The following is a 19,654-nucleotide window of genomic DNA, read 5'->3' on the forward strand; positions in this document are numbered from 1 at the left end:
GATGAAGCGTTATACGGTCGGCATCGACCTCGGCACGAGCAACACGGTCGTCGCATACGTCGAGGCCGGTTCCGACGCGATCCGCGTGTTCGACGTCGAGCAACTGGTCGGGCCCGGCGCGGTGGCCGCGCAGCCGCTGTTGCCGTCGGTGCGCTATCACCCGGCGGCGGGTGAACTGCCGCCGGACGCGCTGCGCCTGCCGTGGCAAGCGGCTGGCGCGCGCGCCGGGGTCGCCCGTTCGGGCGGCGGTCGCGACGGCGGGTCAGCCGGTCGTGACAGCGGCGCGGGCGACGCGCCGCCGGCCGTGATCGGCCGCTACGCACGCACGCTCGGCGCGCAGGTGCCGGGCCGGCTCGTGACGAGCGCGAAGAGCTGGCTGTCGCACGCGTCGGTCGACCGGCTCGCGGCGATTCTGCCGTGGGGCGTGGCCGACGGCGTCGACAAGGTGTCGCCGGTCGATGCGAGCGCGAGCTATCTCGCGCATGTGCGCGACGCGTGGGACGCGCACTTTCCCGATGCGCCGCTCGCGAAGCAGGACGTGATCCTGACGGTGCCCGCGTCGTTCGACGACGGCGCGCGCGCGTTGACCGTCGAGGCCGCGCGACGCGCGAAGCTGCCGGCGCTGCGATTGCTGGAAGAGCCGCAGGCCGCGTTCTACGACTGGCTGTACGGCCAGCGCGACACGTTGCGCGAGACGTTCGCCGCGGCGCGGCGCGTGCTGATTTGCGACGTCGGCGGCGGCACGACCGACCTCACGCTCGTGGACGTCTCGCCGGGCGACGGCGCGGAGCCGACCTTCACGCGCGTCGGCGTCGGCAACCATCTGATGCTCGGCGGCGACAACATGGACCTTGCGCTCGCGCGCCTGGTCGAGACGCGGCTGACCGAGCCTGGTACGCGGCTGTCGGCCGCGAGCCTGTCGCAACTCGTCGAGCGATGCCGCGCGGCGAAAGAGCGGCTCCTCGGCGACGACGCGCCGGCATCCGTGACCGTCACGCTGCTCGGCGCGGGCAGCAAGCTCGTTGGCGGCGCACGCTCGGCCGAGCTGACACGGCAGGAAGTCGAGCAGATCGTCGTCGACGGATTCTTTCCGCAGGTCGATGCCGGCGAACTGCCGCGCCGGGCGCGCGCGGCGATCGTCGAATTCGGCTTGCCGTATGCGAGCGATGCGGCCGTCACGCGCCACGTCGCCGCGTTCCTGAAGCGTCATGCGGAAGGTCCGCTGCCGGACACGCTGCTGCTCAACGGCGGCGTGTTCCGCGCGGGCGCGCTTGCCGGTCGTCTCGCTCAGACGCTCGGTGCGTGGCGCGGCGCGCCGCTCGACGTGCTGCACAACGCGCATCCCGACGTGGCCGTCGCGCGCGGCGCGGTGGCCTACGGGCTCGCGCGTGCCGGGCATGCGCCGCGCATCGGCGGCGGCTCCGCGCGCAGCTATTTCCTCGTGCTCGACGACGGCGCGGACGATTCCGCCGCGCGCGGCGTCTGCCTGTTGCCGCGCGGCGCGGAAGAGGGCCGCGAGATCCGGCTCGACGATCGCACGTTCGCGCTGCAACTCGGGCAGCCGGTGCGTTTCCACCTCGTGTCGACGGTGGCCGAGACGAGGTATCGACCCGGCGATCTCGTCGATCTCGACGCCGGCGATTTCGTGCGGTTGCCGCCGATCGCGACGGTCGTCGATGCGAAGGCGGCCGGCGACGCACGCGAAACGCCGGTGAAGCTCACCGCGTCGCTGACCGAGGTCGGCACGCTCGAAATGCATTGCATCGCGACGGACGACGCGGCGCGCCGCTGGCGGCTCGAATTCCAGTTGCGCGGCGATGCGCCGGTTCACGGCGACGATGCCGCGCCCGCGCGGCATCCGCGTCTCGACCAGGCGATCGAACTGATCGAGCGCTCGTTCGGCAGCAAGGCCGCGGGCGTCACGCCGAAGGACACGCGCCGGTTGCGCGCGCAACTCGAACAGGTACTCGGCGCACGCGAAGACTGGGACGTCGCGCTCGCACGCGAACTGTTCGACGCGTTGCTCGCACGGGCGCGGCGGCGGCGTCGCTCGGCCGATCACGAGCGCGCGTGGCTGAACCTTGCCGGGTATTGCCTGCGTCCGGGTTTCGGTCATCCACTCGATGGGTGGCGTATCGAGCAGCTGTGGCCGCTGTTCGACGACGGCATTCAATACGTGACCGACGCCCAGGTGTGGTCCGAGTGGTGGACGCTGTGGCGGCGCGTGGCCGGCGGCCTCGACGACGCTGCGCAGACGCAGGTGCGCGACGCGATCGCATTCCTCGAACCGTCCGACGACAAGCGGCGCAAGCTGCCGTTCGATCCGGCCAAGGTCGGGCCGGCCGACATGACACGGCTGTCGGCATCGCTCGAACGGCTGCCCGTCGAGCGCAAGGTCGAACTGGCCGAGCGCCTGATCGTGCAATTGCAGAAGCCGGCCGAACGCGCGTTGTGTGCGTGGGCGCTCGGGCGGATCGGCGCGCGTCGGCCGTTCTACGGCAGCGCGCACAGCGTCGTGCCGGCGCAAATCGTCGACGGCTGGCTCGATGCGCTGTTCGCGCTCGACTGGAAGCAGGTCGAGCCCGCTGCGTTCGCGGCGGCACAGATCGCACGGATGACGGGCGACCGCTCACGCGACCTGCCGGACGATACGCGCGAGGCCGTCATCAAGCGCCTGTCGGCCGCGAATGCATCGGCGGCGTGGATCGACATGGTTCGTGAAGCGATCGCGTTCGATGAAGCCGATACGGTGCGCGTGTTCGGCGAAACGCTGCCTGCGGGGTTGAAGCTGCTGGCGGGGTGAGAGGGGCGGTGTGCGCCGGTATCGTTCGGATACCGGAGCATTCCGCGGCATTGTCGATTCAACACCTTCGAATACGAGAACGGCTGCCGGCGCATCGCATCGGCAGCCGTTTGCGCTTGGCAAGCCTGCCGGTCAGCGCTGCGGCGTCGTCTCGCGTGGCGACGCGGCCGAAGCCACGGCGATCGCATCCGGCACGGTTGCCCGCCGCGCGAGATGAATCCCCGCGAGCATGCAGCGCACCGACCCGCCGGCCAGTTCGATCGTCGGCACGTCGAGCGGCAGCAGCCGAGCGGAGCGCTCGATCGCGGTGCGCTGCTCGCGCGTGAGACAGTCGAACGCGCGCCGCGACAGCGTGAGCACGCGGCCATCCTTTCCCGACAATTCCAGCGTATTGCCCGCGAAGTTCGCGATTTGCGATGGATCGAGCGCGATCACGGCGCGCCCCGTTTCGGTCAGACGTTGCGCGATCTCGCCGCGGCGGCGGCTATCGGCGATCAGGTCGAGGCCGACCATCGCGAATTCGGTGGCGACGCTCATCATCACGTTCGTATGATAGATCGGCTTTCCGTTCGCATCGGCCGTGTCGAAGCAGATCGGCTCGAAGTTGAAGTTGGTGCAGAAGCGTTCGAGCGCGACCGGATCGGCACGGTGCGAGCGCGCGGTATACGCGATCCGCGCGACGTGGTCGAGCACCATCGCGCCGGTGCCTTCCAGGAACACGTCGTCGTATTCGAGGCCCGAGTAGTCGATCACGTCCTGCACGCGGTACTCGGCCTTCAGCATCTCGATCACGTCCGCACGCCGCTCGCGGCGGCGGTTCGGGCTGTGCATCGGATACAGCGCGATATGGCCGCCCGGGTGCGTCGAGAACCAGTTGTTCGGGAACACCGAATCGGGCGTGTCGCGCTCGCCGTGGTCGTCGAACACGTGCACGCGCACGCCCGCATCGGCGAGCGTTCGCGCGGCGGCCGTGACTTCGTCGCGCGCGGCGGCCGACATCGACGGCGTGTCGCCCGCGCCGCTGCCGGCCGTGCGCTGGAACGCGTTGTCGGCGGCGGTCTGCGGGTTCGGCAGGAAGCGGTGCGGCCGGATCATCACGACGGCGGACGGCGCCTGGATCGATACGAGATTCATGAAGGGCGGAAGCGGAGGGCAGGAAAACGGGCGGCGCACGGGCCGCCCGCGCATGACGGTCAGCGCGCGAACGCGGCGACGGCTTCGGTCACGAACGCCGCGTGGCCGTGGGCGGCCGCGGCGGGGTCGTCGATCAGCGCGAACAGGTTCTTCGGATCGACGGCCGGCGGAATCAGGGCGATCTCGACGCCCGCGTTGTGCTGCTGCGCGAGTGCGTACAGGTAGCGCAGCGCCGAGTAATCCTCGAGTGCGAAGCCGACCGAGTCGAACACCGTGACCTCGTCCGCGCGTTCGCGGCCGGTCGTCTCGCCCTGCAGCACGCGCCACAACTCGACGACGGGGAAGTCGGCCGGCATCTGCTGGATCTCGCCCTCGATGCGCGACTGCGGCTCGAATTCGACGAAGACGCGGCCCGCGTTCAGCACGCCCGCCTCGAGTTCGGTCTTGCCCGGGCAATCGCCGCCGACGGCGTTCAGATGCATGCCGGGCTCGATCATGTCGGCCGTGACGATCGTCGCGTACGCCTTGTCGGCGGTGACGCTCGTCACGATGTCGGCGCCGCGCACGGCGTCGGCGGTCGATGCCGCCCGCACGACGCGCAACGTCGGGTACGCGGCGAGATTTTGCACGAGCTTGTCGGTCGCGTGCGGATCGACGTCGAACACGCGGATTTCGTCGATGCCGAGCAGCGAGTGGAACGCGATCGCCTGGAATTCGCTTTGCGCGCCGTTGCCGATCAGCGCCATCGTGCGCGAATCAGGCCGTGCGAGTGCCTGCGCGGCGAGCACCGACGTCGCGGCCGTGCGCAGCGCGGTGGTGAGCGTGAGCTCGGCGAGCAGCAGCGGGTAGCCGGTATCGACTTCGGCGAGCGCGCCGAACGCCATCACCGTGTGCATGCCGCGCGCCGCATTGACGGGATGGCCGTTCACGTATTTGAATGCGAACAACGATGCGTTCGCGACGGGCATCAGTTCGATCACGCCGTCGCGCGAGTGGCATGCGACGCGCGGCGACTTGTCGAAATCGGCCCACTGCAGGTAATCGGCGTGCAGCGTGTCGACGAGTTCGCGGAGGAACGTCGTGACGCCGGTTTGGGCGATCAGGCGGGCGGTGGCGGGAACGTCGAGGAAGCGAGTCATCGGTCTGTCTCCATATTCGGTGCCGGTACGGGTGTCCGGGCGTTCTGGTCGACCGGGCGGGGCGTCGGCGCGAATCCGGGCTTCCTGAAAAAGCGGCGGCGCGGCACGTCGGCCGGTCGATGGAAACATTATTTCCGTGAGTCGGGCCAACAAAAAGACGGCAAAAGTGGCATATTCATCGGTAGACTTTGCAAATTGCCAGCTCATTCCGGCAGTCTGATCAATTTGCGCTAGCCGGAACGGGCTGCCTCCGGCACGCTGGCGGCCGGTTCACGCTCAACAGGAAGGCCGTTCATGATCACGCTCGACGACGTCGACCGTCAGCTCATCGCGCTGCTGCGCGACAACGCGCGACTGCCTGTCGTCGCCTTGGCGAAGGAATTGCGCGTGGCGCGCGCGACCGTGCAGAACCGGCTCACGCGGCTCGAGAAAAACGGCGTGATCGTCGGCTATACGGTGCGGCTCAAGCCGGCGGCCGAACGGCACCGGATCCGCGCGCTGATGTCGATCGCGGTGCAGGGCAATCGCGGCGCGGAAGTGGTGAAGGTGCTGCGCGGGCATCCGAACGTTGCGTCGATCCACAGCACGAACGGGCGCTGGGATCTCGTCGCCGAGCTGCATGCCGATTCGCTCGAGCACTTCGATCGCGTGCTCGGCGCGATTCGGTTGATCGACGGGATCGCGAATACCGAGACGAGCATTTTGTTGTCGACGCACAAGGCGTGACGCGGGCAGGCAACTGCATTACGCCGTGCGCTCAGGTGCTGACGGTCCATGGCGCGTTTTCCGCGGCGGTGCCTGCCGCTCGCGGAAACGTCAACACCACCGCGAACCCGCCCGCATCGGGAAACGCGAACCCGACGCGCCCGCCGTGCGCCTTCATCACTTCCTGCACGATCGCGAGCCCGAGTCCCGACCCCGTGCGCCGCTCGCTGCCGTCCGGCGCGATTCGCACGAACGGCTGCAAGGCCGCGTCCCAGTGCTCGCGCGGCATCCCGTGCCCGTTGTCGGTGACGGTCAGCGTCACCGCTTGATCCACGTTGCCGATGGTCGCGACCGACACGACGATGTCGTCCGCATGGCCGTGCAGCAGCGCGTTGTGCAGCACGTTCGACAGCGCTTCCTGCAGGCTGATCGCATCGCCGTCGATCCATGCGAGCGGCGCGTCGCTCGCGAACGCAACGGCGACGTCGCGTTCGCCGGCGAGCGGAATCGTACGGCCCAGGACCTCTTTCGCGAGCGCGACGAGGTCGACGGGTTGCAGCGGCACGGCCTCGGTGCGATGAATCACCATCGCATGATTGAGCAACTGGCCGGTGAGCCGGCCGACGTCCGAACAGGTCGCGCGCAGCGCATCGAGCCGCGCCGCGTGACGCGCGGGATCGGATTCGCCGTCGAGCAGTTCGATCTGCGCGTCGAGCCGCGCGAGCGGCGTGCGCATCTGGTGTGCGGCGTCGGCGATGAAGCGCTGCATCGCGTTGATCCGCTCGGCGAGCCGCCGCATCAGCCCGTTGATCGACCCGATGATCGCGTCGATCTCGCTCGGCGTATCGACGGCCACCGGCCGCAGGTCGGCCGGGTCGCGCGCGGCGATGATCGTGCCGATCTGCGCGAGCGGGCGCAGGCCGCGCCGGATCGCGAGGCCGCTTGCGCCGATCGCGAGCACGCTCATCAGCAGGATCAGCGTCCACACCTTGATGCTCATGTCGTTCGTCAGCTGCTGGCGCGCATTGGTTGTCTGCGCAACCGTCACGAGCGCCCAGCCCGGCGTGCTTTCCTCGGGCATGTAGCGCGCGATCGTCGCGGTGCGGACGCGGTGCCCCTGATAGACGGCATTCGCGAACGCGGGCCCCTGCTTCGCGGCGGCGAGCGTCGCGGGGCTCGCGAGATCGTTGTAGCCGGCCACGACGACGCCGCGCGAATCGACCACCTTGTAGTAGACGAGGTCGTAGCGCGACAGCGTCGACAGCGCGGCGACCGGCGGATTCAGCGCGAGCACGCCGCCTTGCACGTAGAGGTTTTCCGCGACCTGGATCGATGCGCCCGCCAGCAACTGGTCGTATGCACGTTCGGCCGCGACGCCCGCGTAGTAGCGCGCGATCGCCGCGAGCGCGAGCGCGCCGGTCGCGACGACGAGCGCGATGAACAGCAGCGTGCGCCCGAACAGCGTCTTCGGGAACCAGTTATTGCGCCGCAATCTGATACCCCATCCCGCGTGCGGTGCGGATCTCGACCGAGCTGCCCTGCAGCTTCCGGCGCACGCGCGTCACGTATTGCTCGACCGCGTTCGCGGTCGGCTCGTTGCCGAAGCTGAACAACTGGTTCAGCAGTTCTTCCTTCGAGAAGATGCGCTGCGGGCGGCTCGCGAGGATTTCGAGCAGCGCGAACTCCTGGCGCGACAGCGACAGCGGCTGACCGTCGAGTTCCGCGAGGCGGCTGCTGCGGTCGATCACGAGGCCGCCGAGCGTCAGCACGTCGTTCGCGTGGCCGCTGTTGCGGCGCAGGAGCGCTTGCACGCGCGCGTCGAGTTCGCGATAGTCGAACGGCTTCACGAGGTAGTCGTCCGCGCCGAGGCCGAGGCCGCTCACGCGGTCGTCGATCGCCGAGCGGGCGGTGACGAGCAGCACGGGCGTCGTGCTGCCCGACGCGCGCAGATTGCGCAGGACGGTGAAGCCGTCCATGCCGGGCAGGTTCGCATCGAGCACGACGAGATCGAAGCGCTCGACGCGCAGCAGCCCGTTCGCGGTCGCGCCGTCGGTTTCGAGATCGACGGCGTGGCCGAGCCGGGCCAGACGGCTGCGGATCGCCGCGCCGATTTCGGCATCGTCCTCCACGACGAGAATGCGCATGGTGCCGTTCGCAGGTAGGTGGATTAGGGGTTTCCCCGGGGCCGGGATGTCAGCATTTTCTCAGACTCGGTCGATAACCTGTGTCGAGCCGGAAGCAGTACGCAAGGCGGCATTAATACCAGAAATATTCAAGGAGACGGCAACATGCAGCATGTCACGGGCACGACGAACGCGCGCCGCGGCGTCACGCCGGCCTGCGCGGGGCCGTCGGTCGTCCGCCGCACGGCAGCACGCGCATGACGACGTCGCCGCGCCGCCGCGCACTGATCGCCGCCGGGCTCGGCATGCTCGCCGCGCCGGCGCTGGTGCGCGCGAAGCCGCGCACGGTGCGGATCTCGAAAGGCTATGGCGTGCTGTACCTGCCGCTGCTCGTCATGGAGAAGCAGCGGCTGTTCGAGCGGCATGCGGCGCGCCACGGCGTGCGCGACGTCGCGGTCGAATGGGTGCTGCTCGACGGCGGCAATTCCGTCAACGACGCGATGATGGCCGGCACGCTCGATTTCGCGGGCGCCGGCGCGCCGGGTTTCATCGAACTGTGGGCGCGGGCGCGCGGCATTCCGAACGTCGAGGTGATCGGCATCAGCGGGCTGTCGACCACGTCGCTGTCGCTGAACGCGAACCGTCCCGGCCTCGTGTCGCTGCGCGACTTCACGCCGTCCGACCGGATCGCGGTGCCGGGCATCCGCACGTCGCTGTCGGCGGTCGTGCTGCAGATGGTCGCGAGCCGGCAGCTCGGCGCCAGGCATTTCGCGCAGCTCGATTCGATCACCGTGAACCTGCCGCATCCGCAGGCGATGCAGGCGCTGATCCGCCGCGAGAACGGCGTGACCGCGCATTTCACGTCGCCGCCGTTCTCGACGCTCGAATTGCGGCAGCCGGGCATTCATCGCGTGGTGAGTTCGGTCGACGTGCTGGGCCCGCTGACGCTCGACGTCGTGTTCGCGCCGAAGCGGCTCGTCGATGCGGAGCCTGCGCTGGCCGTCGCGTTTCTCGGCGCGCTCGACGAAGCGAACCGCCTGATCGTGCAGGACCCGCGCGCGGCGGCCGCGCTCTACGCGGCGTCGTCGGGCGTCGGCGTGTCGCACGACGACGTGATGCGGATGCTCGCCGCGCCCGATACGCGCTTCTCGGTGCTGCCGAACCAGCTGATGGACTACGTCGAATTCCTGTACCTGGCCGGCACGATCAAGGCGAAGCCGCGCGCGTGGCACGAGATGTTCGCGCCGATGCTCGACGACTACCGGTCGGGTTGAGCGCCGCCGGCCGCCGTGCCCCATTCATCGAAACACCCCGTGCCCGCGCGTTCGTCACGCGCGGCGCCGATCCAACCGACACGCAACCGATTCACCCAAGGAGCCTGAAGTGAACGCTACCGACACCCTGGACCCCGCGTCCGCCGAAGAACAGCGCATCATGTCGAAGATGGCGCGGCGCCTGCTGCCCATCCTCGTCGTGATGTTCCTGATCGCGTTCATCGACCGGCAGAACGTCGGTTTCGCGAAACTGCAGATGGTGCACAGCCTCGGCATGACGGAAGCCGCGTTCGGGCTCGCGTCGTCGCTGTTCTTCATCGGCTACCTGCTGTTCGAGGTGCCGAGCACGCTCGCGCTGCATCGCTACGGCGCACGCGTATGGCTCGCGCGGATCATGCTGACGTGGGGGCTCATCACGGTGCTGATGGGCTTCACGACGTCGATGCCCGCGTTCTGCTCGCTGCGCTTCCTGCTCGGCATCGCCGAGGCCGGCTTCTATCCGGGCGTGATCTATTACCTGACGCTGTGGTTTCCGCAGAGCTACCGCGCGAAGGTGCTCGGCATCTTCACGCTCGGCAGCGCGCTTGCGAACATGCTCGGCTCGCTGGTCGGCGGCGTGCTGCTGAGTCTGAACGGCGTGTGGGGGCTGGCGGGCTGGCAGTGGGTGTTCGTCGCGACGGGTATTCCGGCGGTGATCGTCGCGATCGTCGTGTTTCGCGTGCTGCCGGCTTCGTTCCGCGAGGCGCCGTTCCTCGACGAGCGCGAGAAGCAGATCGTCGCGGCCGCGCTGGAGCGCGAGAAGCCGGCGCAGGCCGAGCACGGTCAGCCGTGGAAGGCGCTGCTCGATCCGCGCGTGATGCTGTTCGCGGCGACCTACATGCTGATGTCGACGTCGCTGTACGGCGTCACGTACTGGCTGCCGACGCTCGTGAAATCGTTCGGCGTGTCGAGCACGACGAACGGGTTCCTGAGCATGCTGCCGTGGGCGCTCGCCGTGGTGTTGCTGGTGTGGCTGCCGGCGAAGCTGCGTCGGGCGAAGAGCATCCTGCGCACGATCGCGATCGTCGCGGCGCTCGGGGCGCTCGGTTTCCTGCTGAGCCTCGTGCTGCCGTCGACGCCGCTGCGCTTCATCGCGCTCGTGCTCGGCGGCGCGTGCATTCCGCTGCTGTATCCGTGCTTCTGGTCGATGCCGCCGCGCTATTTCACCGGCGCGCGGGCAGCCGCGAGCGTCGCGGCGATCAACTCGATCGGCAACCTCGGCGGCTTCTTCAGCCAGAACCTGATGCCGTTCGCGGGCAAGGCGACGGGCACTGCGTTCGGGCCGATGATCGTGCCGATCGTGTGCCTCACGCTGCTCGGGATCGGCGCGCTGGTCGCATGGACGCGCTCGGAGCGGGGGATGGTGGCGGCGCGGGCATGAGAGGAATGCAAGCCTGACCCTCTGTTTGATGCGTCGGCTATGCCAAATGGCCGACTGCCCGCGATCATGCCGGTGTGCTACCATGCATTACATATGTAATGCATGGAGATTGCGATGAAAACAGCCACGATGCCCGCACTGCGGGTCGATCCCAAGCTGCGTGAAGAGGCGGAATCGGTACTGGCGGAAAACGAGACGCTGTCCGCGTTCATGGAGTCGGCGTTGCGCGATGGCATTGCGCGACGGCGCCTGCAGCGCGAGTTTGTGGCCCGTGGTCTGGCGTCGCGCGACGAGGCGCGTCGTACCGGTGAATACGTCGAAGCCGCGGACGTGCAGGCCGAACTCGAGGGCATGCTGAAAGTCGCGCGCGCGGCGAAGGCGGCTGATTGATCTACCGGGTCCGATATACGCGGGCAGCGCGTGAAGACCTGATGCGACTGTATCGATACCTGCTCGAGCGTGATGTTGACGTGGCGGCGCGGGCTGCAGAGGCAACCGAGCAAGGTGTGGCCATGCTTCGAATGTTTCCGTTCACGTGCCGCAAGCTCGACGATGGCAATCCGTTTCTACGCGAACTGATCGTGTCTTTCGGCTCGTCAGGCTATGTTCTCCTGTTCGAAGTCGAAGCCGCGGAGCAAGTCACGATTCTTGCCGTGCGGCATCAACGGGAAGACGATTACCATTGAGCGGCCGTCGATACGGCGGCCCGCGTCCGCCGATGTCTCCGCAATCGGTCAGTCATCCGCGCGCGAAACCCCAGCCCCGCCATGCGCGAGCGCCACAGGCGCGTGCGGCAGCGGAATGTCCACCTCGACCGTCGTGCCCTCGCCCAGCATCGTCGTGATCTGCAACGTGCCGCCGACGAGATACGCGCGCTCCCGCAACCCCACCAGCCCGAACGAGCTCGACTTGCGCGGCACACCGGGATCGAATCCCGCGCCGTCGTCGCGAATAGTCAGCGCGATCGCTTCGCTGCCGTACACGAGTTCGACGCTCGCGTGCGACGCGGCCGCGTGCCGGGCGACGTTCGCGAGCGCTTCCTGCGCGATGCGGAACACGGCCGTCGCATACGGCTCGTCGAGTTGCAGTTCGGGCGGCTCGACGTGCAGCGAACAGGCAATCCCGTGACGGTGCGGGAAATCCGCCACGAGCCATTGCATCGCCGCCGCGAAGCCGAGATCGTCGAGCATCAGCGGGCGCAGGTCCGACGCGATGCGGCGCGTCGCGGCCACCGCGCCGCGCGCAAGCGCATGCATCGCCGCGATCTTGCGCGCGAGCGACGCGTCGTCCTGCGGTACGCGGTCGATCAGCCATTCGAGATCGTTCTTCAGCGTCGCGAGCGTCTGCGCCAGTTCGTCGTGCAGTTCGCGCGCGATGCGGCGCTGCTCGGCTTCGCGCGCGCTGGCGCTGATCGCGGCGATCTCGCGCAGTTCCTCGCGCGACGCCTGCAGCGCCCGTTCCGCGCGCACGCGCTCCTCGACTTCGCGCCGCAGGTCGCGGTTCGACGCGCTCAGTTGCGCGGTGCGCGCGGCGACGCGCTGTTCGAGCCGTTCGTTCATATCGTTCAACTGCGCGCTTTTCTGCACGACGAGCAGATGCTGGTAGCGCGCGCCGGCCAGCGCGCGCACCGTTTGCGCATGCAGCCGGCCGTTCTCGAACAGCATCGCGAACAGCACGACGCCCGACGCGACGAGACCGTACGCGCGCCCCGCATAGAAGCCGAGATCGAAGCGACCGTGATTCAGCATCGACGACAGCGCGATGTCGAACAGCCACGCGACGAGCACCGTCATCACCCACAGATCGAGCACCGAATGACGGCGCCGCTGCCGCCACATCAGCATCAGCGCGACGAGGTTCAGCCCCCAGACGACCGTGATCGCGTTCGTCATCGTCGCGGTCATCCGGTTGCCGCTCATGATGCGCGGCAGCAGGTCGTGGCCGGCGGTCGCGAGCAGCGCGAGCGCGACCGTCGCGCCGACCGCCGCCGCGATGCAGAGGACGACCGGAATCGCCGCGCGCCGCCGCGGGGCCGAGGCCGCGGCCGGGCGCCCGCGCGACATCGCGCGCAGCAGCGCGTACGCGGCGACCGACAGCGGAAAACCGCCATGCCAGAACAGGTACAGCCACGCGGTGGTCTGTTCGCCGGCGCCGAGCAGGCCGGTCGGCGCGAACAGGCCGGGGAAGGTCAGCATGTGCGTGCCGGCCATGAACGCCGTGAACAGGTAGCCGCCCGCCAGCACGAGCAGCGGCTTTTCGCGCAGGATCGCGTACTGGCCGAGCAGCAGGCCGGCCGTCACCATGTCGTTGACGACGATCGCCGACTGGTACACGGGAATGAACGCCCAGCCCGGCGCGAGCGGCATGGCCGCGAACGGCGCGAGCGCGGCGAAGATCACGGCCGATACGAGCACCGTCGCGAACGCGAGCCGCTGCTCGCGCCGGCCCGGCGGCAGCGACGACATGAACAGGCGCGACGTGTCCGGATCGTCGTCGTCCTGCGGCGGCGCGGGCGGGAAGCGGAAGGCGGCCGTCATGCGTCGTCGGCGCCGAAGTCGAGATCGTGGCGCACCGCGTAGCGGACCAGTGCGGCTTCGTGCGGCAGCCCCATCTTCTCGAGGATCCGCGTCTTGTACGTGCTGACCGTCTTCGCGCTCAGCGCGAGGTCGGACGCGATCCGCGTGACGGTCTGGCCCGTGACGATGCGGCGCATCACGTCGAGCTCGCGCGCGGACAGTCGCTCGTGCGGCAGCGCCTGAGCCGGCGCGCGCAGCGTATGAGCGAGGCTTTCGGCCGCGGACGGGCTCACGTAGATGCCGCCCGCCGCCACCTTGCCGACGGCCGCGACGAGCTCGGCGGTCGCACTGTCCTTCGTCAGGTAACCGGTGGCGCCGGCCTTGAACGCGCGTGCCGCGTACTGGGTTTCCGCGTGCATCGTCAGCACCAGCGTGCGCAGCGACGGCACATGGCGCTTGACCAGCCGGATCAGCTCGATGCCGGTCGGCGCGGGCATCGACAGGTCGAGCAGCAGCACGTCGGCGGCGGCACGCTCCGCCAGCGCCAGCGTGCCCGCGCCGTCGCTCGCCTCGCCGACGATCTCGAAACCGCCGGCCCTCTCCAGGATGTGACGCAGTCCGTCCCGCATGACTGCGTGATCGTCAGCCAGAATTACCCTGATCATCTTCCAGCGATCCTCTTCGGGATGACGCCGCGTGTTGCCGTCGGAGTTGTCGCAGCGGCCGTTCTTCTGATCAATATATGCCTCCGAACCCGAAAACGGTACGCGTTCGCGAAATTTTCGGGATGGCTGGTCGCGGAATGTGCACTGAAACGAAATAATTCCCTGGAATGCGTACCGTGCGCGGGTCATGCGAATCAGGGTATTCCCGGGTGGCCGTGGCAGCCGACACGGGCCCGCGCGGCATCGTCGGAGTCACCCCGCGAACCGGTCCGATTCGGGACTAAACTGGTGCCCGATGCGACCTGAGCGAACCGAGGAGCCCTGCAATGATCGACCTGGCCGATATCCTGCAGTCCGCGCTGCCCGCCGCCGTCGCCTGGGCCGAAGCGGAGGCGGCGCGTGGGCTCGCGCAGGGCGCGCCGCTGATGCTGGCCCAAGCCGACGACGCGCGCACGGTGGGCGTTGCGCAACCGGAGCGGATCCGCGTGGTGGCGGTCGACCGCATGCCGTTTCCCGACACGCCGACGCTTGCCGCGATCGCCCGCGACACGGGGCTGCTGTCGCCCGGCACGATCGGCCTCACGCTCGGGCACGCGGTGTACGTGCTGCGCGGGCAGGACACACGCCGCCTGCTGACGCACGAATTCCGGCATGTGCATCAATACGAAGCCGCCGGCTCGATCGGCGCGTTTCTTGCGCGCTATCTGCACGAGGTTGCCACGGTCGGCTACCACGACGCGCCGCTCGAGGCCGACGCACGGCAACACGAGTTCGATTGATCCCTGACCCCGACACCGGCGCGAGCGTGCTCATGTCGCGATGAACGTATCCAATTCCCCCGCCGGCTCGTTGCTCGTACACCGGGCCGCACCGTTCGGGCATATGCGATGAGCGACACGATCCACGCATGGATCGGCGCGATCGGCGCGCATCCGCTGCTCGTGCTGGCGATCGTGTTCGCGGCCGCCTGCGCCGAGGCGATCGCGCTGATCGGCACGATCGTGCCGGCCGGCGCCGTGATGTTCGCGGCCGGTGCGTTGATCGGTGCGGGCGCGCTCGACGCATGGGCGACGATCGGCGTCGCGGCCGTCGGCGCGGTGATCGGCGACGGGATCAGCTACGAAGTCGGGCGACGTTACCGCGGGATGATCCGCAACGCATGGACGCGCTTGGGCTATGGAAGCGCCTACGCGCGCGGCGAGGAATTCGTGCTGCGTCACGGCATGAAGAGCATCGTGCTCGCGCGCTTTCTCGCGCCGGTGCGTGCGGTCGTGCCGGTCGTCGTCGGCTGCGCGACGCTGCCGCGCCGGTCGTTCTATCCGGTCAACGTGATCTCGGCGCTCGTATGGGCGCCTGTCCACGTCGCGCCCGGCATCCTGTTCGGCGCGTCGGCCGCGCTGGCCGCGGCGATCAGCGTGCGGGTCGCCGCGATCCTGCTGGTCGTGGCCGCGCTGGTCGCGCTCGTGTGGATCGGCGTGCGCGTCGCGCTGCGGCGAGGCTGGCCGCTGCTGTGCCGCGCGCTCGCCGAAACCGTGCATGCATGCGCGCGCCGCTGGCCGCGGTTCGGTGCGCGGCTGCACGACGGGATCGCGTACCTGCGCGGGTTGCCGGGCGCGGTGCCCGTGCTCGCGCTGTTGTTCATCGGCTGCGTGTGGCTGTTCGCGGGGATCGTGCAGGACGTCGTCGCGAACGATCCGCTGATGCATGCGGACATCGCGCTGTACGCGTTCCTGCAGAACCTGCGCACGCCGCCCGTCGACGCCGCGATGAGCGCGCTCGCCGTGCTGCACGGACACGACACGGGCCTGATCGTCGCGGCCGCGTTTCTCGTCTGGCTGCTGATCCATCGCTGCTGGCTGACGGCTGCATGGTGGCTCGCGACGGTCGGCGTCGCCGTCGTGCTGGTGCCGGTGTTCGGCGCGGGCGTGTCCGGCGCGACACCTGCGAGCCTGCCGCCCGGCGCGCCGCACGTGCCGCTGCCCGATGCCGACGCCGCCTTCGCGATCCTCGCGAGCAGCGGCCTCGGCTGGGTGCTCACGCGCGACCGGCCCGCGCTGTGGCGCATTCCGGTCGTGACAGCGGTCGTGCTGTGGATCGTGCTCGGCGGTTTTGCGCGGCTGTACGTCGGCGATACCTGGTTGTCGGGGCTGCTGGGCGGATGGAGCCTCGGGCTCGCGTGGTTCGCGTTGCTCGCCGGCGCCTATGCGTACTGGCACGTACGCGAGCATGTGCAGTCGAGAGGCGCGCTCGTCGCGGTCGTCGTCGTGCTCGCGACGGCCGGCGTATGGACGGTTCCCGCGCAATGGCAACTCGATCGCGCGGCGCGTCCGCACGTCGGCGATGTGGTCGCGATGACCGTCGACCAGTGGCTGCGCGGCGGGTGGCAGCGCGTGCCGACGCGGCGCACCGAGATCGGCGGCGACCGCGAGGAATATCTGCCGCTGCAATGGAGCGCGACGTCGGACACGCTCGTCCGTCATCTCGCGCAGGCCGGCTGGCAACGCGCGACACCGTGGTCGCCGGCTACCGCGCTGCGCTGGCTGCTGCCGCAGGCGCCCGTCGACACGCTGCCCGTGCTGCCGCGCTACACGCATGGCGAAAGCACGCGGCGCGTGTTCGTCCGCGTCGATCCGGCCCACCCGGAAAGCCGCTTCGTGCTGCGGTTGTGGCGTTATCCGTACGTGTTGCAGGATGCGCTCGGCACGCGGCCACTGTGGTACGGCGCGCTGTACCGCGAAACGCTGCACCGGCCGGCGCGGCTGATGACGATCGTGCATACGACGACGATCGACGATGCGGCGGCGATTGCGCATGCGTTGGCGGTCGAGCCGACGATCGCGCATCCGCCGGCGGGGACGACGGCCGCGCCGGAGGCGATGCTGCTGGTTTGGATGGTCACGCCGTGAGGGGGCAGGCGGGACGTGCGCCCTTTACGCGTGCGATGGCTGTGCGGGAACGACGGACAGGCGCAGGCCGACCGTCTTGAGCACCGCGAGCAGGGTTTTCAGCGTCGGGTTGCCGTTCGGGGACAGCGTGCGATACAGCGATTCGCGGCTGATGCCGGCTTCGGCCGCGACGGCGCCGAGCCCACCGTAGGCTTCCGCGACCGTGCGCAGCGCGAGCAGGCCGGCCGCGCGGTTGTCCGGATCGTCGAGCGATTCCATCGCGACGCGCAGATAGGCGACCGCGAGTTCGCGGTCGGCACCGAGTTCGGCGACTTCCGCGTCGTGGTGCGATACCGCGCCTTTGAGCTTGTTCACATTTGCCTCCGTTTCCAGTTCGACCAGTGTTCCTTGGCGCGCCTGATGTCGTCGGACTGACTGGCCTTGTCGCCGCCCGACAGCAGCAGCACCAAGGCGCCCCCGTGCCGGCCGAAGTACACGCGGTAGCCGGCGCCGACATGGACGCGCAGTTCGATCACACCTTCGCCGACCGGCTCGCAATCGCCGAAATTGCCGGTCTGCACGCGGCGCAGGCGCTCGCGGATTCGTGCCTGCGCGAGCTTGTCACGCACGGCGTTCAGCCATTCGGTGAAAGGCTCGCGACCATCGTCGCGTTGATAGCGAAGCAGTTCGAACTTGGAGAGCATTGTAACTTATAAGCTACAAAAAAGTAAATGGAACGAGGCGGTTCGCGTCGCAATGGATTTGCGGCCGCCGCGCATGCGGCGTCTTCATGGCTCGGGATGTCAGGGCGTGAAGCCGGCTTCCCGGACGACGGTCATTCTTTCATCCGGTATGGCGCATGACGATTCGGCCGAACGGCTGGTATCGATGGCGTGATGGCGGGAGACGCGCCCGGGGGCACTCCCCGGCTTCAGCGATCCATCCAGTTTCTCGCAGGCGTTCAAACGCCGGTACGACACGCCGCGGGCGCGTATCGCAGCGCTGCACGGCGAGAAGGCGACCCGCGATGAATCGCGGTACGATCGCTCGTCTGCCTGTCTTGCCTGCCTACATCACCTTGACGAGAGCCTCCCGCATGATCACGATCCGCCCGATGACCGAGGACGATTTCGCGCGCTTCTGGCCGACCTACCGCGCCATCGTCGCTGCTCAGGAAACCTACGCATTCGATCCCGAACCGACGCCGGAAGCGGCACGCGCGTTGTGGCTCGACGCGCCGCTCTGCACGTGGATCGCCGAGGAGGACGGCGTGGTGCTCGGCTCGTATTACCTGAAAGCGAACGCGGGCGGCCCCGGCAAGCACGTGAGCAACTGCGGCTACATGGTGAGCGAGGCCGCGCGCGGACGCGGCGTCGCGCGCCTGATGTGCGAGCACTCGCAGCAGGTGGCGCGCGAGCGAGGCTTCCTCGCGATGCAGTTCAATTCGGTCGTCGCGACGAACGATGTCGCGGTCGCGCTGTGGCAGAAGCTGGGATTCGAAATCGTCGGCCGGTTGCCGCGCGCATACCGTCACGCGCGGCTCGGCTTCGTCGACTGCTTCGTGATGTTCAAGTGGCTCGGCGACGCGGCGGCCGCCGAAGCCTGAGCAACCCGCCGCCGCGTCAGACGGCGAACGCGCCGTCGAACACGATCCGTTCGTCGAGCGCGAGCGTGCCGCGCGCGAAGATCAGGTCGAGATGGTGGCTGCCGTTTTCGCCGCCGCCAAGCCCCAGATGCAGGCCCGGATGGCGTTCCTCGAACCCCGCGTTGCGGCCGTACAGGCCGCGAATGCCGAGGTTCGTGCCGATGCCGAATTCCTCTATTCGCCGGTGATTCGCGTGCCGGTCGAGATAGGTCGAGAAATCGCGCCGGAAGCCCGCATCGTCGGTGTCGAAATCGACGATCGTGCTGCGTTCGACATGCAGCGTCGCGAGCCGCTCGGCCACCTTGTACTTGATCGCGAACGGCACGGTGCCGAGAAACGTGCCGCTGAACACGACCGAGCCGTTGAGGTCGGTCACGTGCGTCGCGATCTCGCCGGGCACGACGTCGAGGTTGCCCATGCCGTCCACGCTCGTCCATTTCTGGTCCGGCGCGAGCGACCCCGTCAGCGCGTTGCCGGCTTCGTCGATGAAGCGGATCTGCGACGCGCGTGCGGCGGCCTCGATCAGCCGGCCGTTGCGCGCGGCGATGTCGTCGAGCGATTCGGCGAACGCCTCGTCGAGATGCGGGCCGTAATCCTTGAATAAAACCGACTTGCTCCAGTGCTCGACGATCGCGGGGCGGATGGCGGCGAGGAACGGCGGCCCGCTCGGCGACGGCGTCGGCAGGCACGACGAGTCGTACAGCAGCACGAACAGGTCGGCGTCGCCGAGCGCGGCGGCAATGTCGGCGGGCGGGGTGCTTTCGAGGCAGAGGGTGGTCGCGGCGAGCGAATCGGGCAGGGCGGAAAAGGCGCGCAACGCGATGTCGCGGTTGCGGGTGTCATAGCCGACCAGCAGTTTTCCCGATTCGCCGCGTGCCAGCTTGTCGCGCAGCGCCGGGTGAAAGCCGAGCGCGCGGTGGAGGTTCAGCATGCGTATCTCCGGAAGCGGCGGAAGGGCCGCAGCCCTTCCGCGAGAACGGGTGGCCCGCTCAGACCGGCCAGAGCGCCGTGCCGAACGGCACCACGGCGTCCTCGACCATCATGTCGACGGCCTCGGGGTGTGTGTCTTCCTGCATCCAGTCAAGCAATTCGATTTGCTGGGTTTCCTGCATGTCAATTCTCCTGTGATGAACATGAGTGATTCAACATGAAAGTGCGGCAAAAAAAATCATGCCGCTTCTCGTTCGGCATTTTGTGAATACCGGACAAGTGGCGTCGATATTAGTCTGACGAATTTGCGAATGCAATGCGTTGCAAGGTTTTTAGCGGAAGCGTGCTAAACACGGGCTTTTCCCAGCGAATGCCGGAAATGGTCAATAAATCGAATAACGGGACGGACGTGATT

19 protein-coding genes are annotated in these 19,654 nt (G+C 68.5%); 9 read left to right on the forward strand and 10 right to left on the reverse strand.

Features of this window, described 5'->3' with window-relative positions; all coding sequences use genetic code 11:
- Position 1 precedes the first annotated feature (1 nt).
- The gene (locus C4B30_RS22125) at positions 2 to 2,803 is read left to right on the forward strand and encodes an Hsp70 family protein (RefSeq protein WP_105132986.1); all 2,802 of its coding nucleotides are present in this window, start codon (positions 2 to 4) and stop codon (positions 2,801 to 2,803) included.
- A 132-nt stretch (positions 2,804 to 2,935) separates the two neighbouring features.
- Here C4B30_RS22125 and ctlX read toward each other — a convergent pair whose 3' ends face one another.
- Positions 2,936 to 3,937, reverse strand: coding sequence for a citrulline utilization hydrolase CtlX (gene ctlX / locus C4B30_RS22130; protein ID WP_234015453.1), 1,002 nt, complete (start codon positions 3,935 to 3,937; stop codon positions 2,936 to 2,938).
- A 59-nt stretch (positions 3,938 to 3,996) separates the two neighbouring features.
- On the reverse strand, positions 3,997 to 5,076 hold the full coding sequence (locus C4B30_RS22135; RefSeq protein WP_105132987.1) for an ornithine cyclodeaminase: 1,080 nt from the start codon (positions 5,074 to 5,076) through the stop codon (positions 3,997 to 3,999).
- 294 nt (positions 5,077 to 5,370) lie between these two features.
- Here C4B30_RS22135 and C4B30_RS22140 point away from each other — a divergent pair, with 294 nt between their 5' ends.
- Positions 5,371 to 5,802, forward strand: a complete 432-nt coding sequence (locus tag C4B30_RS22140; RefSeq protein WP_006479718.1) for an Lrp/AsnC family transcriptional regulator — start codon at positions 5,371 to 5,373, stop codon at positions 5,800 to 5,802.
- 31 nt (positions 5,803 to 5,833) lie between these two features.
- On the opposite strand, the gene C4B30_RS22145 is transcribed toward C4B30_RS22140, so the two are convergent.
- A complete protein-coding gene (locus C4B30_RS22145) occupies positions 5,834 to 7,273 on the reverse strand; it encodes a sensor histidine kinase (protein WP_105132988.1) in 1,440 nt (479 codons plus the stop codon).
- Complete coding sequence (locus C4B30_RS22150) at positions 7,260 to 7,925, reverse strand: response regulator transcription factor (RefSeq protein ID WP_105132989.1); 666 nt, start codon at positions 7,923 to 7,925, stop codon at positions 7,260 to 7,262. The genes C4B30_RS22145 and C4B30_RS22150 overlap by 14 nt, the downstream gene beginning before the upstream one ends.
- 236 nt (positions 7,926 to 8,161) lie before the next feature.
- Between C4B30_RS22150 and C4B30_RS22155 the strand changes: the two genes are divergently transcribed.
- From C4B30_RS22155 to C4B30_RS22170, 4 genes are all read left to right on the forward strand, one after another.
- Positions 8,162 to 9,178 carry an ABC transporter substrate-binding protein gene (locus C4B30_RS22155; RefSeq protein ID WP_105132990.1) on the forward strand — a complete coding sequence of 339 codons (1,017 nt, stop codon included), beginning with the start codon at positions 8,162 to 8,164 and terminating at the stop codon, positions 9,176 to 9,178.
- A 109-nt stretch (positions 9,179 to 9,287) separates the two neighbouring features.
- Positions 9,288 to 10,598 (forward strand): MFS transporter, encoded by a 1,311-nt coding sequence (locus tag C4B30_RS22160; protein WP_027782309.1) that lies wholly within the window; start codon positions 9,288 to 9,290, stop codon positions 10,596 to 10,598.
- A gap of 114 nt (positions 10,599 to 10,712) precedes the next feature.
- Complete coding sequence (locus C4B30_RS22165) at positions 10,713 to 10,988, forward strand: YlcI/YnfO family protein (protein WP_027782310.1); 276 nt, start codon at positions 10,713 to 10,715, stop codon at positions 10,986 to 10,988.
- Entirely contained in the window at positions 10,985 to 11,284 is a 300-nt protein-coding gene (locus C4B30_RS22170; protein ID WP_105132991.1) for a type II toxin-antitoxin system RelE/ParE family toxin, read from the forward strand. The genes C4B30_RS22165 and C4B30_RS22170 overlap by 4 nt, the downstream gene beginning before the upstream one ends.
- A gap of 48 nt (positions 11,285 to 11,332) precedes the next feature.
- On the opposite strand, the gene C4B30_RS22175 is transcribed toward C4B30_RS22170, so the two are convergent.
- Both C4B30_RS22175 and C4B30_RS22180 read right to left on the reverse strand, forming a co-directional pair.
- Positions 11,333 to 13,135, reverse strand: coding sequence for a sensor histidine kinase (locus C4B30_RS22175; RefSeq protein ID WP_105132992.1), 1,803 nt, complete (start codon positions 13,133 to 13,135; stop codon positions 11,333 to 11,335).
- Entirely contained in the window at positions 13,132 to 13,779 is a 648-nt protein-coding gene (locus C4B30_RS22180) for a response regulator (RefSeq protein WP_027782313.1), read from the reverse strand. Before C4B30_RS22180 ends, C4B30_RS22175 begins: the two co-directional genes overlap by 4 nt.
- A 326-nt stretch (positions 13,780 to 14,105) precedes the next feature.
- On the opposite strand from C4B30_RS22180, the gene C4B30_RS22190 reads away from it, so the two are divergent.
- Both C4B30_RS22190 and C4B30_RS22195 read left to right on the forward strand, forming a co-directional pair.
- Positions 14,106 to 14,558, forward strand: a complete 453-nt coding sequence (locus C4B30_RS22190; RefSeq protein ID WP_105132993.1) for a hypothetical protein — start codon at positions 14,106 to 14,108, stop codon at positions 14,556 to 14,558.
- A 108-nt stretch (positions 14,559 to 14,666) separates the two neighbouring features.
- Positions 14,667 to 16,685 (forward strand): VTT domain-containing protein, encoded by a 2,019-nt coding sequence (locus tag C4B30_RS22195; RefSeq protein WP_105132994.1) that lies wholly within the window; start codon positions 14,667 to 14,669, stop codon positions 16,683 to 16,685.
- 24 nt (positions 16,686 to 16,709) lie between these two features.
- Here the strand turns inward: C4B30_RS22195 and C4B30_RS22200 are convergent, their stop codons facing one another.
- The gene (locus tag C4B30_RS22200) at positions 16,710 to 17,039 is read right to left on the reverse strand and encodes a helix-turn-helix domain-containing transcriptional regulator (protein WP_006479699.1); all 330 of its coding nucleotides are present in this window, start codon (positions 17,037 to 17,039) and stop codon (positions 16,710 to 16,712) included.
- A complete protein-coding gene (locus tag C4B30_RS22205; RefSeq protein WP_027782317.1) occupies positions 17,036 to 17,368 on the reverse strand; it encodes a type II toxin-antitoxin system RelE/ParE family toxin in 333 nt (110 codons plus the stop codon). Before C4B30_RS22205 ends, C4B30_RS22200 begins: the two co-directional genes overlap by 4 nt.
- Before the next feature lie 392 nt (positions 17,369 to 17,760).
- Here C4B30_RS22205 and C4B30_RS22210 point away from each other — a divergent pair, with 392 nt between their 5' ends.
- Positions 17,761 to 18,270, forward strand: coding sequence for a GNAT family N-acetyltransferase (locus tag C4B30_RS22210; RefSeq protein WP_105132995.1), 510 nt, complete (start codon positions 17,761 to 17,763; stop codon positions 18,268 to 18,270).
- Positions 18,271 to 18,286: 16 nt separating this feature from the next.
- Here the strand turns inward: C4B30_RS22210 and C4B30_RS22215 are convergent, their stop codons facing one another.
- Positions 18,287 to 19,240: a leucyl aminopeptidase (aminopeptidase T) gene (locus C4B30_RS22215; RefSeq protein ID WP_027782319.1), complete on the reverse strand. Its 954-nt coding sequence runs from the start codon at positions 19,238 to 19,240 to the stop codon at positions 18,287 to 18,289.
- Between the two features lie 58 nt (positions 19,241 to 19,298).
- Positions 19,299 to 19,421 (reverse strand): hypothetical protein, encoded by a 123-nt coding sequence (locus tag C4B30_RS36090; protein WP_006479692.1) that lies wholly within the window; start codon positions 19,419 to 19,421, stop codon positions 19,299 to 19,301.
- Positions 19,422 to 19,654 lie beyond the last annotated feature (233 nt).

This window comes from Burkholderia sp. BE12 (assembly GCF_002959955.1).
Lineage (GTDB): Bacteria > Pseudomonadota > Gammaproteobacteria > Burkholderiales > Burkholderiaceae > Burkholderia.

Excerpts from the sequence above, each read along its gene's own strand:
- C4B30_RS22195 (WP_105132994.1), top strand. The coding sequence starts at position 14,667 with ATGAGCGACACGATCCACGCATGGATCGGCGCGATCGGCGCGCATCCG.
- C4B30_RS22190 (WP_105132993.1), top strand. The coding sequence starts at position 14,106 with ATGATCGACCTGGCCGATATCCTGCAGTCCGCGCTGCCCGCCGCCGTC.
- C4B30_RS22140 (WP_006479718.1), top strand. The coding sequence starts at position 5,371 with ATGATCACGCTCGACGACGTCGACCGTCAGCTCATCGCGCTGCTGCGC.
- C4B30_RS22155 (WP_105132990.1), top strand. The coding sequence starts at position 8,162 with ATGACGACGTCGCCGCGCCGCCGCGCACTGATCGCCGCCGGGCTCGGC.
- C4B30_RS22150 (WP_105132989.1), bottom strand. The coding sequence starts at position 7,925 with ATGCGCATTCTCGTCGTGGAGGACGATGCCGAAATCGGCGCGGCGATC.
- C4B30_RS22125 (WP_105132986.1), top strand. The coding sequence starts at position 2 with ATGAAGCGTTATACGGTCGGCATCGACCTCGGCACGAGCAACACGGTC.
- C4B30_RS36090 (WP_006479692.1), bottom strand. The coding sequence starts at position 19,421 with ATGCAGGAAACCCAGCAAATCGAATTGCTTGACTGGATGCAGGAAGAC.
- C4B30_RS22205 (WP_027782317.1), bottom strand. The coding sequence starts at position 17,368 with ATGCTCTCCAAGTTCGAACTGCTTCGCTATCAACGCGACGATGGTCGC.
- ctlX (WP_234015453.1), bottom strand. The coding sequence starts at position 3,937 with ATGAATCTCGTATCGATCCAGGCGCCGTCCGCCGTCGTGATGATCCGG.
- C4B30_RS22165 (WP_027782310.1), top strand. The coding sequence starts at position 10,713 with ATGAAAACAGCCACGATGCCCGCACTGCGGGTCGATCCCAAGCTGCGT.
- C4B30_RS22135 (WP_105132987.1), bottom strand. The coding sequence starts at position 5,076 with ATGACTCGCTTCCTCGACGTTCCCGCCACCGCCCGCCTGATCGCCCAA.
- C4B30_RS22215 (WP_027782319.1), bottom strand. The coding sequence starts at position 19,240 with ATGCTGAACCTCCACCGCGCGCTCGGCTTTCACCCGGCGCTGCGCGAC.
- C4B30_RS22175 (WP_105132992.1), bottom strand. The coding sequence starts at position 13,135 with ATGACGGCCGCCTTCCGCTTCCCGCCCGCGCCGCCGCAGGACGACGAC.
- C4B30_RS22180 (WP_027782313.1), bottom strand. The coding sequence starts at position 13,779 with ATGATCAGGGTAATTCTGGCTGACGATCACGCAGTCATGCGGGACGGA.
- C4B30_RS22210 (WP_105132995.1), top strand. The coding sequence starts at position 17,761 with ATGATCACGATCCGCCCGATGACCGAGGACGATTTCGCGCGCTTCTGG.